Annotated in this window: 16 protein-coding genes and 2 pseudogenes; 12 read left to right on the plus strand and 6 right to left on the minus strand. The window is 40.9% G+C overall.

Annotation, left to right across the window (positions count from 1 at the left end; all coding sequences use genetic code 11):
- Positions 1 to 260: 260 nt before the first annotated feature.
- From ACFOU2_RS14390 to ACFOU2_RS14400, 3 genes are all read left to right on the plus strand, one after another.
- Positions 261 to 1,043 (plus strand): amino acid ABC transporter substrate-binding protein, encoded by a 783-nt coding sequence (locus ACFOU2_RS14390; RefSeq protein ID WP_377916242.1) that lies wholly within the window; start codon positions 261 to 263, stop codon positions 1,041 to 1,043.
- Positions 1,044 to 1,109: 66 nt separating this feature from the next.
- Positions 1,110 to 1,769, plus strand: coding sequence for an amino acid ABC transporter permease (locus ACFOU2_RS14395; RefSeq protein ID WP_377916244.1), 660 nt, complete (start codon positions 1,110 to 1,112; stop codon positions 1,767 to 1,769).
- Positions 1,770 to 1,784: 15 nt separating this feature from the next.
- The gene (locus tag ACFOU2_RS14400; protein WP_377916246.1) at positions 1,785 to 2,531 is read left to right on the plus strand and encodes an amino acid ABC transporter ATP-binding protein; all 747 of its coding nucleotides are present in this window, start codon (positions 1,785 to 1,787) and stop codon (positions 2,529 to 2,531) included.
- 564 nt (positions 2,532 to 3,095) lie between these two features.
- On the opposite strand, the gene ACFOU2_RS14405 is transcribed toward ACFOU2_RS14400, so the two are convergent.
- Together ACFOU2_RS14405 and ACFOU2_RS14410 are read right to left on the minus strand one after the other, a co-directional pair.
- Positions 3,096 to 4,388 carry an esterase/lipase family protein gene (locus ACFOU2_RS14405; RefSeq protein ID WP_377916248.1) on the minus strand — a complete coding sequence of 431 codons (1,293 nt, stop codon included), beginning with the start codon at positions 4,386 to 4,388 and terminating at the stop codon, positions 3,096 to 3,098.
- A gap of 340 nt (positions 4,389 to 4,728) precedes the next feature.
- Positions 4,729 to 5,001 (minus strand): hypothetical protein, encoded by a 273-nt coding sequence (locus ACFOU2_RS14410; protein ID WP_377916250.1) that lies wholly within the window; start codon positions 4,999 to 5,001, stop codon positions 4,729 to 4,731.
- Between the two features lie 977 nt (positions 5,002 to 5,978).
- Between ACFOU2_RS14410 and ACFOU2_RS14415 the strand changes: the two genes are divergently transcribed.
- The 3 genes and pseudogenes from ACFOU2_RS14415 to ACFOU2_RS14425 form a co-directional block, all read left to right on the plus strand.
- The gene (locus ACFOU2_RS14415) at positions 5,979 to 6,326 is read left to right on the plus strand and encodes a hypothetical protein (protein ID WP_377916252.1); all 348 of its coding nucleotides are present in this window, start codon (positions 5,979 to 5,981) and stop codon (positions 6,324 to 6,326) included.
- Positions 6,327 to 7,129: 803 nt separating this feature from the next.
- Complete coding sequence (locus tag ACFOU2_RS14420) at positions 7,130 to 7,975, plus strand: cell wall hydrolase (protein ID WP_377916254.1); 846 nt, start codon at positions 7,130 to 7,132, stop codon at positions 7,973 to 7,975.
- 240 nt (positions 7,976 to 8,215) lie between these two features.
- Positions 8,216 to 8,317, plus strand: a pseudogene (locus ACFOU2_RS14425) (RNA-guided endonuclease TnpB family protein); the annotation flags it as partial.
- Here ACFOU2_RS14425 and ACFOU2_RS14430 read toward each other — a convergent pair.
- Positions 8,307 to 8,663, minus strand: a complete 357-nt coding sequence (locus ACFOU2_RS14430) for a mechanosensitive ion channel family protein (RefSeq protein ID WP_377916256.1) — start codon at positions 8,661 to 8,663, stop codon at positions 8,307 to 8,309. The pseudogene ACFOU2_RS14425 and the gene ACFOU2_RS14430 sit on opposite strands and share 11 nt — an antisense overlap.
- Before the next feature lie 302 nt (positions 8,664 to 8,965).
- Between ACFOU2_RS14430 and ACFOU2_RS14435 the strand changes: the two genes are divergently transcribed.
- Positions 8,966 to 9,424, plus strand: coding sequence for a thiol-disulfide oxidoreductase DCC family protein (locus ACFOU2_RS14435; protein WP_377916258.1), 459 nt, complete (start codon positions 8,966 to 8,968; stop codon positions 9,422 to 9,424).
- Positions 9,411 to 9,893, plus strand: coding sequence for a hypothetical protein (locus ACFOU2_RS14440; protein ID WP_377916260.1), 483 nt, complete (start codon positions 9,411 to 9,413; stop codon positions 9,891 to 9,893). The genes ACFOU2_RS14435 and ACFOU2_RS14440 overlap by 14 nt, the downstream gene beginning before the upstream one ends.
- Before the next feature lie 311 nt (positions 9,894 to 10,204).
- Here ACFOU2_RS14440 and ACFOU2_RS14445 read toward each other — a convergent pair whose 3' ends face one another.
- Positions 10,205 to 10,372 (minus strand): twin-arginine translocase TatA/TatE family subunit, encoded by a 168-nt coding sequence (locus tag ACFOU2_RS14445; protein ID WP_377916262.1) that lies wholly within the window; start codon positions 10,370 to 10,372, stop codon positions 10,205 to 10,207.
- A gap of 285 nt (positions 10,373 to 10,657) precedes the next feature.
- On the opposite strand from ACFOU2_RS14445, the gene rpiA reads away from it, so the two are divergent.
- Together rpiA and ACFOU2_RS14455 are read left to right on the plus strand one after the other, a co-directional pair.
- Positions 10,658 to 11,326 carry a ribose-5-phosphate isomerase RpiA gene (gene rpiA, locus ACFOU2_RS14450; protein ID WP_377916264.1) on the plus strand — a complete coding sequence of 223 codons (669 nt, stop codon included), beginning with the start codon at positions 10,658 to 10,660 and terminating at the stop codon, positions 11,324 to 11,326.
- 110 nt (positions 11,327 to 11,436) lie between these two features.
- A pseudogene (locus ACFOU2_RS14455) lies at positions 11,437 to 11,773 on the plus strand (hypothetical protein).
- 335 nt (positions 11,774 to 12,108) lie between these two features.
- Here the strand turns inward: ACFOU2_RS14455 and ACFOU2_RS14460 are convergent.
- Positions 12,109 to 12,708: a YdbC family protein gene (locus ACFOU2_RS14460; protein WP_377916266.1), complete on the minus strand. Its 600-nt coding sequence runs from the start codon at positions 12,706 to 12,708 to the stop codon at positions 12,109 to 12,111.
- Positions 12,709 to 12,891: 183 nt separating this feature from the next.
- Here ACFOU2_RS14460 and ACFOU2_RS14465 point away from each other — a divergent pair, with 183 nt between their 5' ends.
- Both ACFOU2_RS14465 and ACFOU2_RS14470 read left to right on the plus strand, forming a co-directional pair.
- On the plus strand, positions 12,892 to 14,823 hold the full coding sequence (locus ACFOU2_RS14465) for a hypothetical protein (protein WP_377916268.1): 1,932 nt from the start codon (positions 12,892 to 12,894) through the stop codon (positions 14,821 to 14,823).
- Positions 14,824 to 15,121: 298 nt separating this feature from the next.
- A complete protein-coding gene (locus tag ACFOU2_RS14470; protein ID WP_377916270.1) occupies positions 15,122 to 15,982 on the plus strand; it encodes a sugar phosphate isomerase/epimerase in 861 nt (286 codons plus the stop codon).
- 76 nt (positions 15,983 to 16,058) lie between these two features.
- Here ACFOU2_RS14470 and ACFOU2_RS14475 read toward each other — a convergent pair whose 3' ends face one another.
- Complete coding sequence (locus ACFOU2_RS14475; RefSeq protein WP_377916272.1) at positions 16,059 to 16,400, minus strand: YckD family protein; 342 nt, start codon at positions 16,398 to 16,400, stop codon at positions 16,059 to 16,061.
- Positions 16,401 to 16,823 lie beyond the last annotated feature (423 nt).

Consider the following 16,823-nt stretch of genomic DNA (forward strand, 5'->3'; position numbering starts at 1 on the left):
TAGGAAGAAACTTGTCAAAAAAGAAGCAATTGCCATGATGCTTATTCTTGTTTCCATATACGATACATGTGGAGGCGATAGCCAAAATAAGTATAAAACAATTTGAAGGGGCCTAATTCCTTAATGGAAAGGGCTCCTTTATTTTACAATTCATAATGGATATTGTATTTATAATATTATGGTGTTACAATATTATAGTTTGATAATATGGTAGTGTACTAAAGTAAAATAATACTCAGTTAAAGGTGGTATCCTAAAATATGAAACGTTTAGCAACTATTATCTTAGTAATAGTAACCGCACTTTCGATTGTTGCAGGGTGTTCTAAATCTTCTGAATCAACGGAGAAAGCGGATGACACGCTGGTGATTGGAATCGACGATAAATTTGCACCTATGGGGTTCCGGGATGAGAACAATGAGATTGTTGGTTTTGACATCGACTACGCCAAAGCAGCTGCAGAAAAAATGGGAACAAAGGTTAAATTTCAACCCATTGACTGGCAAACAAAAGAATCTGAGCTAAGCAGCGGACGAATTGATCTCATTTGGAACGGGTATACTATTACGGATGAACGTAAGAAGAAGGTTCTTTTTACAAAGCCGTATTTGAAAAATGCACAGGTGGTTGTTACCCTTGCTGATTCAAAGCTTGCTAAGCTAAGCGATTTAGAAGGTAAAGTTGTGGGTCTTCAGTCTCTATCATCCGCAGCAGATGCTTTGAATGCTAACCCTATCAAATCCAAAATTAAAACTGTTACGGAGTTTTCCGACAATGTTTCTGCCTTGAATGACTTAAAGAACGGCCGTTTAGATGCGGTAGTTATCGATGAGGTTGTCATAGATTACTATATGACTAAAGAGAAAGATACCTTTAAGGTGTTAGATGAATCCCTTGCTCCAGAAGAGTATGGAGTAGGCGTTAAAAAAGGAAATGAAGCCTTACTTGAAAAGCTTCAAAAAGCACTCGATGAGATGAATGAGGATGGTACTGCCGCCGAAATTTCGAAAAAGTGGTTTGGCGAAGATAAGGTGTTAAAGTAATAACGAATATAGGGCGAAACAGGATTTCCACGGGGGAACCCTGTTTTGTTTTTGGAGGAACCTTTTATGTCTTTTGATTACATTACCTCAATACTTATGCCCATGCTAGAAGGGGCACAGATGACAGTTCTCTTGTTTTTGATCGCCATTGTGGTGTCTATTCCGTTGGGTTTTGTATTAACGCTCGCTGTAAGAAGCAGTTTCAAGCCTCTTTCCTGGCTTGCTCAGGGCTATATTTACGTGTTGCGTGGAACCCCGCTCTTGCTTCAACTGTTATTTATATGCTTCGGGCTGCCAATGCTGCCTGTGATTGGCGAATATTTGGTTCTTGATCGTTTTGTCGCTGCCTGTTTAGGTTTTATTTTGAACTATGCAGCCTATTTTGCCGAAATCTTTCGCGGTGGTCTTCTGGCTATTGATAAAGGTCAATATGAGGCATCTCAAGTCCTTGGCTTGAATAAATGGCAGACGATGACAAAGATCATACTGCCTCAAATGTTTCGCATAGCACTTCCAGCTGTGGCTAACGAATCGGTGACACTGGTCAAGGATACCGCACTGCTCTATGCGGTAGCTGTACCGGAATTGTTACATTTTGCTCAAACTGCTGTCAATCGTGATTTTACGATCGTGCCATTTGTCGTGGCAGGTGTCATTTATTTGATTATGACGCTTGTATTAACCATGATCTTTAAATGGTTCGAACGTCGGTTCAAATTTGAATAAGAAGGAATGGTGAATGTGCCTATCATTGAAGTATCCAATCTTAAAAAGTCATATGGCAAGCTGGAAGTACTAAAACAGATTACTTTTGATGTGAATAAAAATGATGTGGTAGCAGTAATCGGTCCATCCGGCTCTGGAAAAAGCACGATGCTCCGCAGTCTGGTCCATCTCGAAGAAGTAGACGACGGCAGCATCTGTGTGTCTGGCAATCATCTGGTGAAGGATGGAATATACGCAAAACCTCAAGAAATCAAACAGATTACTGGCAAAATGGGTATGGTCTTTCAGCATTTTAACCTCTTTCCTCATCTCACAGTCAAAGAAAATTTGGAGCTTGCTCCCAGAATGGTAAAAAAGGAATCGTCCGCTGAAATCGGGCAACGCAGCAATGAGCTCCTAGAGAAAATTGGACTCTCTGATCGGGCAACAGCATATCCGGCTAAGCTCTCAGGTGGACAAAAACAAAGAGTAGCAATTGCCAGGGCGCTTATGATGAACCCGGAATTTCTGCTATTTGATGAACCTACTTCCGCCTTGGATCCAGAATTGACGGGCGAAGTATTACAAGTCATGAAGGACCTGGCTCAAGAACAAATGACGATGATTGTGGTGACGCACGAGATGGGGTTCGCCAAGGAAGTGGCAAACAGGGTCATTTTCATGGACAATGGAGAGATTGTCGAATCCGGTGCTCCTGCAGATTTGTTTACGAACCCAAGGTTTGAACGAACAAAAGCTTTCTTAAACCGCAGTTTGAAATAATTCTTGAAGCATTTTGTTATTGAAGAACAATGGTAATAAAGGTTCTGGTGCGAAAATAGCTTGATAGGAAGAAACACGTCAAAAAAGGAGCATCTGCTTGGATAAAGCGGATGCTTTTTTCAACAAAAGCGGGAATATATTTTGATAAACCAACAGCTACAAAAGGAGCTGCAGTGCAACTCCTCTTGTTTCACGAAAGCCCTCAGTTAGCTGAACAACACACCCTTAAACCGATGCTATCTTTTGAGATTACTCCACTTCTAAAGAAACATTCTTTCTGTTTTATTGTCCAGAAAGTCACTATTAATGTTGCATGAGGGAAAAAATAAAAACTAATTAATTGTATATAACATTCATCTTTAGTTAACCATTCTTATTGGCAACCAAAAAAATTCGGATTTCTAGAATTTGAGTTTTTTACGTGAGGACACTGTTGATGTGTTTGAACGATTTTTTGCTAATTTTTGGACTTATGGGTAAAGAACATTTTTTCATTTATTAAATACTACGCATAAGACGTCCCAAAGAAGAAAATCGAAAAAAAACAGTTTCATTGGAAACCGGTTAGTTATATTGATATAAAAGTCCGTCCAATACCCATTGATGCGCATCCGGATGATAAAGCAGTTCCAAATGATTAAGAGGTAAGACATCTTTTCGTTTGACTTGATTGGGGGAAGGAGCGATTCCATCGGTAAAAAGGACACTATCTACAAATACAAGCCCATCGCTTGCTGCATCTTGCTCCCCGCGTATGCCATTAAAGTAAGGTTGATTACCTGCCAGTACATGGACTTCGATCTGGCTATCAATCGGTGAAGACAGTAGTTTCTCCATCAAATGATCTCCTTCCCGGATTGCAGCATCGATGCCCCTGGAATGAAGAAGAATATTTTGTCCGCCATAGTATAAGGTTTTGGACTGAATCTGAACGGGGTATTTATCGTCCCAACGATACAGGAGCTGACAGGAACCCGGAAACACACCACCATCACGATAAATGCTTCGCTCCGTCGTATCTATGTAAACACCATAATACATGATGGAATCACAAGCAATCGGCGCATTGATTCCCATCTCAATGACGGACCAATTGGGGAAGACATGGCGGAAGGGAAAATCCAATCCCCGGTTAGGTGTCCCCAACATTATATACCGTTCCACTTCCCCTTGATATTGCGCATCCCACGGACTGCAGAGTCCTGCCAAATAGATCCATACAGGCACTCCCCCTTTACTATGGGCAATCAAATCGATTTTATCCGTCTGGACCACTTCCTTGATTCGTCGGATGATGTTCGATAATTGAATCGCTTGCTGCCAGTTATCGCCATGGCAATGAGCAAAGCTAACCGCAAATACATCTCTTCCTGACGATGATAACGAATGGACAAGCCCTTTTTCCTGATGCAAAGATTCACACCAGGACAGGTTTGCATAATGTCCGGCACCATGGACAAGCAAAACCGGGTTTTGATGTAATTCCTTTGATGCAGGCAAGTAATGAAGAAGTACATCATGGGAAGCCGGTTGCGAGGATCCAAAATGTCGAACGATCTCCTCATCCTTACATTCAATTTCCGGAATAAATTTCTCTTGTGTTAACCGATCTTGATACCCTCTAATTCGTTCTGTCCATTCCCAGTATTTACTGTCATGGTATCTTTCCATCACCTGATAAGGAAGATCAGTTCGGGTTGACACCATTGGAGGGGAGCACAGTACAGGTTCATTTTCGGTCATATCAGGAGTAAGGATATCAGACTCAAGCTGTTCAAATTCTATGTCCTTCTGTTCCTCCTGTCCTACGGGCAGCCATTTTTTTATTCTTGCTTTTATCTTTTGCCAAAAGGACACTCATTCCACCCCATTGTTCGGAGTTGAAAATACTGTTCTAAGGAGTGTCTACATATCAAGTAGTATTAACAGACTCCATTAATTTTCAGAGTACTTTCAAATAAGAAATGGTAATCTTATACTTCCATGACACCAAATTCCAATATTTTAGAGTTACAAGAAGAAAAAAGCTATAAGATAACATAATTTATTTCTTCTTTAAACTTTTTAAAAACGATTTGAACCCATGCATCGTTATTTTGTTATCTATTTGCTTAACATTGTTAGTTTAACATTACTGCCCGTTAGTCTCAAATTCAAATTACAAACCTATATAGTTAAATTCCTCACCCCTGAAAAGTCAACTAAACATTAAGTAGAAATACAAGCAAACAAAAATAATTCCTATTGACAACGTGATTTTAGGAATAGTTTTAGTGATGGAATCTTCTTTGTTGATGGCAAATATACTAAAAATGATACCAACTAGAGCTATAAAAGGAGTAATTTGAATAAAATGCAAAACAGCTCCCAACGGATCACCTTGCAGAGTTAAAACAACAAAATAAATGAGCTCCATCAAGAAAAAAGCTAAAACTAAGGCTGATAACCTTCCTGGTAGCGTTTTAGGCACAATTATCCTCCTCCCATTGTGAATACCATTACATCATAACAAAATTACCCTTTTTGTTACGTTACTAACCTCCCTCTTATTGAAGAAGAAATCTGCTCTGTATTTTCGTTTGAACAAAATATGATATTAGCAGTCCGGAAAGTTACGAGAATTTAAAGCAATTCGTCGACAAGCAGCAACGGATTATTGACGAATTAGCAGCTCGTTCCGTTGAGTATAGCGTTGAAATTAAAACGTTAAATAAAATGGTGCGAGATCAATAAGGCGGGCGGGCAGCTTTGCCTTTTTTCGTTCTAAGAACCGGAAAAGATGTCGATTACGACGATTTCTAGTCGATGTGACGGGAAGAAAGTAAAGATATTAAAGAGTATGTTAAAGAATCATTAAGACAGGAAAAATGATCCGTTTATTTGTTAAAATATGGACATGCGATTACGTATGGAGGGGAGATCACTGATGGCTAACGAGGAAGTCTTAACGAGGTACTTAGGCGACCAGTTCCAGGCGATACATGAACGCTTGGGCAGCATCGAAGACAGACTGGAGCAATTAGAAAGATCCGCAAAAAGTATAGAACGTCGAATCATTTCTACTACGTTGACTGAATACGAAGAAATAGTGAAATTGTAGGACGGGCGCGAGCCTGGTCTTTTTTTTTGATTTCGAATTCATCATTCACCAATAATCAGACGAAGAGGATTTAATACAGGGGTTAATAAAAACGATATGATTCTAAAAGAATTAATAGAAACTAGCTTCGTTACCATATTTTAGACGAGTCCTGTACCATCGCTTTATTACCTTAACGTATTACAACATCGAAAACACAAGGTTAATTTTACAAAAAAGGGGTTTTCATCCACAAAAATTTAATTTTTGTTAAAAACAGCTCATTTAAGAGGATAAATTAGATTTTGGTTATAACATAATAGGGTAAGTTTGTTTTTGTTGAAAGAAAGAAGGAGGATCGGGATGAAATGTTAGAGAAATTACTGAAAGATCAAGAGATTCAATTTAAAGAACATTCCTTTCATATAGAAGTACTTCTCATTAATGGACACACCTTCAACTTTATTATGGAATTAGAAATTCCAAAGTCTTGGTTAAGGAATAAGAACACAATGGGATTATTGAGAGTAAAGTTATCTAATTACATCATTTGTGGTGAACCTATTAAATTTGATCATGCTTTTTTGGCTACTTTTAATCCCTTTGGTGAGAAAGGATCCAATCCAGCTTTTTTTCAATACAATGATTTGAAGGGACAAGGAAAAACTGTAACCTTCCGCAGAAGCGAGATTGCTTCCGTTTGTATAGAATCATAAGAATTCTAACTAAGAGGTACCTATATAAATTTTCTTTGTAGAACTCTACCCATTTTTGTTGTTTTTAAAGAAAGACTGGATTTCTGGTTCTTTTTGCACCAGAACCCTCTGATTATGTTGTGCCAGGAAATATACTTTACTTTTTTACCGTTAAATTACAATTTCCTTCCCTTTTTGTTTTAAATTAATGATTATATAATCGGATTACAGTTCGTCTATGACAAATTAACTTAACAAAAAAGGGCAGATGATTAAGCTATCTGCCCTTTTTTGTTAACATCACCCTCGTTAGAAGAAGTTACTCATACTTTATACTTGCTGGCCATCCTATCGATTTCTTTGTCCGGCTCTATAACAAAATTCTTTCAACACATCAATCTCCCTTTCTTATACTTAATTAAGTTTCTATGTTCCTATCATCTTTCTTCTCAAAAATAGTTGATATGCCTGAAATAAAGAGCAAAAGGTTGGGCCCTCATCCTAGCCTCAGAGTATAGACAAACCTCTTTTCTCTACAATGCTCATTGAAGGAACAGGAGTTATCACCATATATGGTTGTCAGTTGAAGCGTAAACAGCTAAATATAGATTCTCATTATAATGAAAAAAATTCCTCTAAAGTAAATTCGCAATACAAACGTCATGTTTATTAAGTTTTTTTGAGGTTTCTGTAAATGTTGTAACATTATTATCCACCATGTAAGAATCTTAATAGAATTACCATAAATGTTACCCATTCTTTCAATAAAATCCCAATCCTCTATGCTACGATAATGTCATGCAGTTTTTGGGGAGGTATTTTTTATGAAAAAGACAACCATGAAAAAATGGGTATTTGCTTCTGCAGCATCTTTGTCATTTCTAGCAGCACAAGGAACAGCAGAGGCAGCAGCTCTACATAAAGTGGTGAAAGGAGATACTTTATGGGAGCTTGGTCAACAAAATGGAGTGACAGTGGATGAATTAAAAAAAGCGAATCATCGTCAAAATGACATGATCTATATTGGTGAAACATTAACCATTCCTGATCATACAGCAGTCCAAGCAAGCAGTTCTATTGTACATAAAGTAGCAAAAGGCGATACTTTATTCAGCATTGCGAAACACTATGGGGTAACAGTGGAAGGACTAAAAGCAGCGAATCATTTACAAAATGATACGATTTATATTGGACAATCTTTAACCATCGGAAATGGTTCGTCTTCTGCTGAAGCACAAACGGCTCAGCCCGCTGCACCGGCAGTCAATCAGCAGCCAGCTCCACCTCAGTCTGTCGCTATTTCAGCTGAAGATAAAGATTTATTGTCCAGATTAGTAGAGGCAGAAGCGAAAGGTGAGCCGTATCAAGGAAAAGTAGCAGTAGCGATCGTTGTATTAAATCGCGTTGCTTCTCCAGAATTTCCAAACTCTATTCATGATGTCATCTATCAGCAGCTAGAAAACGGTGAATATCAATTTACACCTGCAGGAAATGGAGCCATTAACCAGCCTGCATCTGATGATTCAAAACGGGCGGTGAATGAAGCGCTAGCCAGTCAAAATCATACAAATGATGCTCTTTATTTCTACAACCCACAAATAGCAACCAATGATTGGCTAGAAACCCGACAAGTAACAGCCGTTATTGGCAACCATGTATTCGCCAAATAAATACGGACCATTAGGCTCCGGTGCAAAAACCATTCGTTAGATACATAGAATGTTAGTTTCCTCCACAAACGATGGTTCAGACGAATAATTTTTCGGTGGAGAACGCCGGGATGGTGATTGCATCCAAGTTTATAGTAGATTCTGTTTATCTAAAAAATTATATTCTTATTAAAGTTACGGATTTGTTTGAGGAAGAAACAGTTAACGGGAAAGTAACTCTAGTCAAAAAGGATTTATAAGAGTGCCACCGTAAGACGCAATCCTTCCGGCAAATATTTTGTTTCGTTAGCCACCGAGACGGAAGTAATGGAATTACCGAAAACAAACTCGGCTATTGGAATATAAGAGCGGCTTTTAAAATGTTAAACACGATGATAAAGACAAACGCAAGGACAAGATAGTACACGACTTTTCCGCTTATTTTTTCCGGACGATATTTCCGGTTTTCAAGGCCTGAAAACAGCTTGTTATCGGCCTTCGTTTTATGTAATGGTTTTTCTATCCCATTTCCGATCGCTTTGGCCGTGAGCCAACCGACCGATAGAACGACTAGTGCCAATAAAAATTCAGGCAGCCTATCTGTATAATAGGACCAATCCCTCAATAAGTTGTTTCCGTTCATATTCTCAACTCCTACGTTTATTTTGTACGGTAGTCCGTTACCAGAACCAAAATAGATGTTAAACATGGAATATTCATCCAAACGAAAATTAAACGTAACTTAAACTCCTTTTAAAGTTCGCAAACTAAAATATATACATCCACATAAATCATGTGACATGGACAAAAGCGGTCCATGCCACATGATTTACGCATAAGGCTTCGCCCATTTCCCTTACGGGCCCTTGCCGAAGCCTTATACGAGAACCTTTGAAAGCCCATTCAAGATGAGAGAACAGAAAGGCGCGAATAGAAGAAAGCACGGTGGCAGAGGTTAAAAAATTAAATTGGATTTATGCAAATAAGAGGACTGGGAAAGGAGAATGATTGATGAATCATAGGCTGATTGATTCAGATAAACACTCTGTCGTTCTCTTTGATGGAGAGTGCGGTTTTTGCAATCGGTCTGTAAAGTTTATTATTCGGCGTGATCGCAAAGGTCATTTCCGTTTTGCATCATTACAATCAAGCATAGCGGAATCGGTGCTTGCTGGTCATCGTTCTGCTTCCCCCTTTGACTCCATTGTCTTAATTGAGGGAGAACGAATCTATACAGAATCAACGGCAGTGCTTCGCATTTGCAGAAAACTGGATGGTTTATGGAAAGGACTATATGTTCTAATCGTTATCCCTGGACCGATCCGGAACGCATTCTACCGGTGGTTTGCAAAACATCGGTACCATTTTTTGGGGAAACAGGAAGCTTGCATGATTCCCGCCCCGGAGATGCGCAAAAGGTTTTTGAACATGGATAAAAGAAAGGATGATGCGTCAAATGAACAACAGTAGACTTGTTCGTGTGCTCAAACAGTCGATTCCCACTACATTTCGTCTTTTTTTAGCGGCAAATTTCCTGATTTATGGAGCAGCCAAATTAACCATGGGACAATTCGGTACACCCACTCCAGAAATGGCGGCGATAAATGGAGAAGGATTTGTCATGGCGTGGACATTTTTTGGCTATTCGCGTGTTTATGAAATATTCATCGGACTGGGGGAAGTCATATCCGCCATTTTGATTATGATTCCGAGGACAGCCACATTGGGGGCCGTTTGTTATTTCCCGATCGTCGTCAATGTGATGATGGTCAATTATTGCTTTGATATTGGCGTGCAGGATCTAAGTACCGTATTAACGAGTATGTGCTTGATCTTACTTTGGCTGGACCGCCGAAAATTGGTCATGTTTATGGCTCAAAAACAGAAAGCCGGGTCAATGACGGATAAAAGGATAGAAGAAAGGGAGGTAAAGTTATGACGAACTTTATGGTTATGATGCTGGCAGGAATCTTCATTCTTACCACGATCTATTATTTTATGAAGGAAATGAAAAATGAAACGAAGAGAAATAAACATCACTCTTAACATTCAGCGTGTAGGCAAAGTTCATTTTAGGCTGTTTACAAGTTTTTTCTCGACCACAGTTTTAGCATCCCTATAAGGAAAAGAGCTATGCAATTCTTTGAATTTGAACATGAGGATATATACGGAAATAGGAGGAAAAGAAAAAAAGGGATGTCCCAAGTACAAAAAACGTACTTTCAGGACACCCTCTTCATACTGCAATGCTTATTTCTTCTCGGCAGAATTGTCGTCTTCCATAATCCCCCGAGTCGCATCTTTAAATTCTTTCAATGTTTTACCGGCCGCTTTCCCAAGTTCTGGAAGTTTTTTTGGTCCGAATAAAAGCAACGCAACAAATAAAATGATGGCAACTTCTCCGAATCCTAGATTCATGTTAATCGTCTCCCAAGTATTAAAATGAAAATCCCATTTCCCTTATTATAACAGAACGAATAGGCAAAAGTCTTCCTGACTTTTTGGCGATTTGCTGAATCTTATTCATCATACGCTGCCGGCATATTGGCCAAATGGGGATACGCACCGCCTTCCCCTTGATGGTTAGTGTATCCAAAACTTGGTGTTTTTCACTTCATAAAAGGGGATAATAAAGAGGTAAGGAACAAAGGCTAAAATCGCCACATATTTGCTAGTACATCCTGTACGTCGGGGGTGAGTACAATGAACGAAAAACAATTAGTCGGTGAAAAAGCGGCAGAGTTCGTGAAAGACGGCATGGTCGTCGGACTCGGCACTGGTTCCACCGTATACTATACACTAAAAAAGCTCGGACGGCTTGTCAAAGAAGGGCTTTCCATTCAAGGCATTCCAACGTCCGTTCAAACGGAAAAGCTGGCAAAGGAATTCGGCATCCCGCTCGCTAACTTTGGAGAAATTGAACAAATCGATGTTGCCATTGATGGAGCGGATGAAGTGGACCCGAATTTGAATTTGACGAAAGGTGGAGGCGGGGCGCTGCTTCGCGAGAAAATCATCGCAAATGCCGCCAAGCAGTTTATCGTTGTTGCCGATTCTTCGAAGCTCGTTGAAAAACTGGGGACGTTCCTTCTTCCTGTTGAAGTGGTTCCATTTGGATTCAGTATGACCGAACGGTATATCCGCGAGCTTGGCTGCTCTCTAGAGATAAGGCTGAAAGAAGGAAAGCCGTTTGTTACGGATAACGGCAACTATATTTTTGACTGCAACTTCCCGGACATTCCGTATCCTGAAACGCTTGAGCGGAAATTGAACAGTATTCCGGGAGTCGTGGAAAATGGGTTGTTTGTCGGGATGACCGACATGCTCGTAACATTGGATGAAAATAAAAACGTGATGACGAAATCCTGTTGAACTGTTTCCCGCGATTGAAAAGGGACTTATCGCAGGCCGCTGGCCGAGCCGTTTGTTTGATAAGTCCCTTTTACTTCGAAATAATGGAAAGGAAGGAATCAAATGGGTAAATAGGACAACACCTTATATCTTTGTTAAGGGAAAGTGATGAACATACAGTCAGGGCGATGGTCAGGAAGAACGAACAGGCAGAGTCCTTTGAGAAAGTAGGAGTGGAAGCTGTGGCGGCCAATCTGGAAGGCAGCCGCCGAAAAAATAGGAACGAAACGGTTTATTATGGTCAGTGCCCTTCAGGCTCACAGAAGAGAGAACTGGAACGAGAAGATAAAACCTTATTATGTTGCCCAAACCATTATGGCGGCTCTAAATGAGGAACATACGTTTAATCGTTCATTTGATCTTGTATCAGGTGAAACTCCGATTTCAGATGCATTAAAAATGATATGAGGGTGACTCAAAAGGGAAAAAATCACCCCTTTTCCGGCTGACTGTAGTCTTTTCCGTAATAAGGCGTTTCAGCTTGAGCAACAGGCGCCCATAAAAAAACTAGCGGATAACAAAACAGGGATTGTTCCTGTTTGAAGCAGCTTTTTCATTTGATCTTTTTTAAGCAATCAATTCATTTCTTTTTTATCCATTTATTGCAATTTTAATAATGTTTAGAATTATTCATGTGAATGGGTAGCCATAATTCTAATGGGAATAAATCACTAAATGAGTCATCGTTTACAGCTGAAATAAAAAAAGCCGCAATTCGCAGCTTTTCTTTTACAGGAAAATGATTAGGAGGGCTGTTTAAGCACAAGCCAATTGGGCTCCAGCTCATAAAAGTGCTGTTTAACGGCGGACACAGCGGGATGGATAAGCCGGTCAATCGTGTTTGGCGGACATGCCGCGCTGTAAAGAGAAATGATCGTGATCGTTTCATGGTTAACCGGGGCAGCGATATGAAACAGGCAGCGAAAAGCAGGATGGGTAAGCTGTTGAATGATTTCTTTCATTACATAAGGCTGGTTTTCCTGAAGCTTACATGTTGTCACCATTATATAGCGGGATTCAAGCGCACTGGAGCGGAAGAAATTGTAGCGTCCGCCCATCGATTGCGACTGCTTGGAAATGTTCACATCCAAATGATGATATGTCGCTTCCTGGCCGCTTTTATAAAAAATGGAATCATGGGTATGCTTCATGAAGTCCTGGTACATCTCCTCGTTTTCCCATAACCCCAATACAAATGCTTCTGTCGGCTGGTCAACATTCCAGCCTCCGAGCTGCCCGATAAACCCGTCCACATGGGCAAGGGCCGCCCAATGCTGCTGTTTATACGAGAAAACATCTTTTTGATTGTCATGAACATGGCATGTCATCATCTTTGCTAGCATATTATCACCTCACATTCTTTTTCTACATATCGCAAAAAAAACCCTCTTCAAACGAACACAATCATTCAGCATACTGACTTTATTTCCTTCATACATTGAATAGAGAGAACAAGCAATCTCTGCTTCTAGCATTATATGAACATAAAAGATGATTGTTATTAAATAGAGGGGGATGTCAATCATATGACAGTGGATCGGGCCAAAAAGAGCCGTTCGCAAAACGGCCAAAGCTGGTGTGTCACATTTGAACACCCATTTCGCAAAGAGGCGGGCGGGAAAAAGGGACAACCCATCAGAATGGGATTGAATCTAAATAGTGAGGAAGAAGCGGAAAAGCTGCGGAAGCAATTGAATGACTTGGTAACGGACGAAAAGTTTTGGACACCGAAAGCGAAAGCACGGGCCAACACATTGTTTGATGAGCGAATTGTGGCCGCCGTATATGATGAACAGGAGGAGCCGGTTTTAGTGGGAATCCGCAATCGTGTTCTTCCGTTTCAGAGCGAAGAAGGATACGCGAATGTGCAAATCATCGGGGAGCGGGGAGCGGGAAAGACAACGTTGCTGCGTCAGCTTCTCGGATTAAAAGACGAAACCGAGCTGTTTCCGCCTGCCGGCATGACGCATAACGTGTCATATGAAATCGAATGGCTTTTGGCAGACCAGGAGCTTTACGAAGTGGTCGTCACGTTTCTCCCGTTTAAGGAAGTGAAAGCACGTGTGGAAGAAGCGGTGGTTGAGGCGGCCGCGGTGTATGCAATGGAAAACTCGGAGCAAGAGATGATGAAAGCATTGATGGACAGGGATTTTTCCCTTCGCAGTTTAATGGGCCCTCTCCCTTCAGCGGTATCATCCCTGTACGGGTTTGCACCGCCGGCGTGTGACAAAACCCATTTACAGCGATGGGAGCCCTATTTAAAAGCCATGAAAGACGCCGCAATAAGACTTCGAAACGATGTGCTTACCCAACATGTGCCCGATGATGAACAAAAACAACGATTTCTTGCTTTATGGCGGCAAGATCCTGTATGCAACGGAATAACAGATGCTTTATTAGAAGAAATCGAACGGCTTTTTTCGATCCTTGAAAATGGGCAAATCACGTATCATACCGATGACTGGCCGGTATGCTGGCGTTTAAAAACGAGAGACGGGGACTACTTTTTGCAGCTGTTGTATCTGCTGTTCGGGGACGACCCGGGGGTGGACGGCAATCAGCTGACGGCGCTTGTAGAGGGAATGCGCATTAAAGGGCCGTTTCGTCCGCTTGCAAACGAAGGAGCGGTTCCAAAGCTCATGTTGACCGAGCGGACAATCGCTGACGGCCGGCTTTCCGCCCATCAAACGGAGAGAATCACCTCTGCGGATGCGGTCATGATCGTAGAACGGGCCGGAAGCACAGCCGGCTGTTCGTTGTTTAAAGAAATGGTCATCAACGGCCAGGCACACAAAATGCATATTGTCTTCACAAATGTTGAGGCGGTAACCGGCAACCGTCTGCCAACACATCAGGATAAATGTGAACATCTTCTCCATACCTTGCATAATCGGGTGCAGCAGGTTGGAAGTGCATGGGGGGAGAGAGCGGGACGGATCGTCATGAGTGCCCTGAAACAAAACGGGCTGTATATGGCAGAGTCCTCCAATGGGAATCGGACCGTCCAAACACTTCAAAAATTGGTTCATGCATTAGAAAAGTCAACGATACCAAAAGGAAGCCATCACGTTTATCCGATTTATGGCAGCACGGCCCTTTCATTGGCCATTTTGGATGGAGCGAGACAGTTCCGCAATCGAATCGAATACCATGATGACATCTTCTCCACGTTTGCTTCCTGCATGGGTGAAGCCCTTTATCGATTTTTCATTCAAGAACCGTCAGGATGGTCGCTTCCGGAAGCGCCGAATATCGAAAAAGACCGGACCATTGAACGCATTTGCTTTTTGATTCATCAAGATTTATTGGCATACGCGGAAGAAGAGATCACAGGAAAGCCGCTCCAGCAAGCCGTACCGACACAAACAGAAGAGCTCGTCCGGCAGCCGTTTCTCCACGATATTTACGAAATGGTGAAAGGGTGCATCGAGCGGGCGGGCGGTGTGGTGATCAGCTAGTAAACGGAAGGGGCTGACCCGAAAGCGCAAAGAACATGCTTTCGGATCAGCCTCCTGAACATGAACCGTCAAGAGAAATCCAGCAACATCAAGGATTTCGTCGGCGGTTCATTTCAGTTTAACAACAGGATTACCGTCGGCTCCCTTTTTGTTAAAACAAAGCGATGATATAAATCATACGAAATAGACATATAATGAATCGCTTTCGAAAAATTAACAAGATTGTAATACAAAATATGTTAAGGATGCAAAGAATGTTGATAAAATGTGCACAAAGGGGTAAAAAGGGGAGCGAAAGATGAAGTATATTCGTTTGAAAACCGGGCTGAATGCTGACCATATTCAAAATAGAATGAAATATAATCCTGAAATCGTTGAGTTCCATTTAGTAGAAGACGATTTATATCAGCCTGAACGGATTGTACAGTCTATCCAATTGGTAAAGTCTAAAGGTGCCCGCGTGTATCTCCATCATCCAATGACTTATAAGGGACGGTACCTGGATATTATAAGCGTAAACCAGGAGATGCGTGATCATTACGACTGGTCCTGTAAAGTGTTGGCATCGATCTGTCAACAAGAAGAAATTAAATGTGTCGTTCATTGCCATTATCAATCGTCGGAAAGTACCGATTATCGAGACTCGGCCAAAAGAAAGGAAACAAGAAAACGAATTGAAGAGGTATTAACGATTTGCGATGACTCGTTTCTTTGGGAGGATACAATACGCGGAATTTTCTCAGCTGAAAATCCATTTCTGCTTTCAGAAATCGTGGAGCCGTTAACATTGCCATTAAATATTGATATAAGCCATTCTTTTCTATCATTAAAAGGGGACAACGGAAGATTGCAAGAGCATCTAGAGAAGTTTCACACCTTTGCAAGATATTTTCATGTTGTGGATAGTCTGGGTGTCATGCATGATTCATTGCCGCTGGGGAAGGGCAGAATTAATTGGGAAATGGTGAAACCTTATGTGAAGGATCATGATTTTATTTTTGAGATTGATCTACGTTCTTCAAACCATAGCGACTGTACCCCCATGATCATAAGTGCACATTATTTTAACCGTATTGGGGAGAAAAACGGAGAATCTTCTTTTGCGGGCAGGCGGTGCGGCGATCAGCTAATGAGACACAAAAAAGGCCTTCATAAGTGAAGGCTTTTAGGAGGATGACTTAAAAGGGATGGCTTTTTATACCTTTTGAGTCATCCTCCTATCTTATGTTCATCGGTTATTCATGATGTCCTTTGTGATGTCCCTTTTTGAAGCCATTACATTTAGGGATGAAATCATTTTTTTCAAGTTCGGCATAGCGCTGTTCCAAACGGGAAATGATTTTTTGTCCTTTTTCTTTTGTCAAGACACCATACTCCACATATTTGGAAATCACTTCTTTTCGTTTTTCGAGAAGATCCTTTTGGAGGGTGGACAACTCCTTTTTTTGTTCTTTCGTCAGCTTAACTGGAGCGCTTTCCGAAGGACTAGGCATATTCTCCGCATGGGCAGGGAGTGCGTATAATGCTGTAAACGACAACGGGATAGCGATTGCCAAGTTTTTGTAAAAATTGCGCATAGAATCCTTCCTTCCTTTAAGTAGTCACCTTATTTTTCTTTTTTCTTCCCATTTCCATACATGGAATGATGTCTATCAAAATCTATGAATAAAATATAATGGAGCGAAAAGCCATATACAGTGAAAGCGTTTTTATTTATAATGAATGTACAAGACGAAACAAATCATCATACGTTAACCTGCAACCTAAAGAAGGAGTGGATTTGGATGGAAGAACAAGGAAATTTCCTGGTCGGTCTAGTGTGGGGGACATCTCTGAGCATTCCATTATGGATATCATTCTTTGGTTGGCTAAGGTTAATAGGCCATATTATTTTGTAGTGGCCGGTAAATCGCGCGAATTATTCATTAAATACAGCGAGCAATCCGTTTGAGGGTTGCTTTTTTTGTTTTTTAAGAAGTGTGGTGCCATTAAAATGGCCT

The sequence above is a fragment of the Bacillus songklensis genome, assembly GCF_042649685.1.
Taxonomy (GTDB): Bacteria; Bacillota; Bacilli; order Bacillales; family Bacillaceae_H; genus Bacillus_BA; species Bacillus_BA songklensis.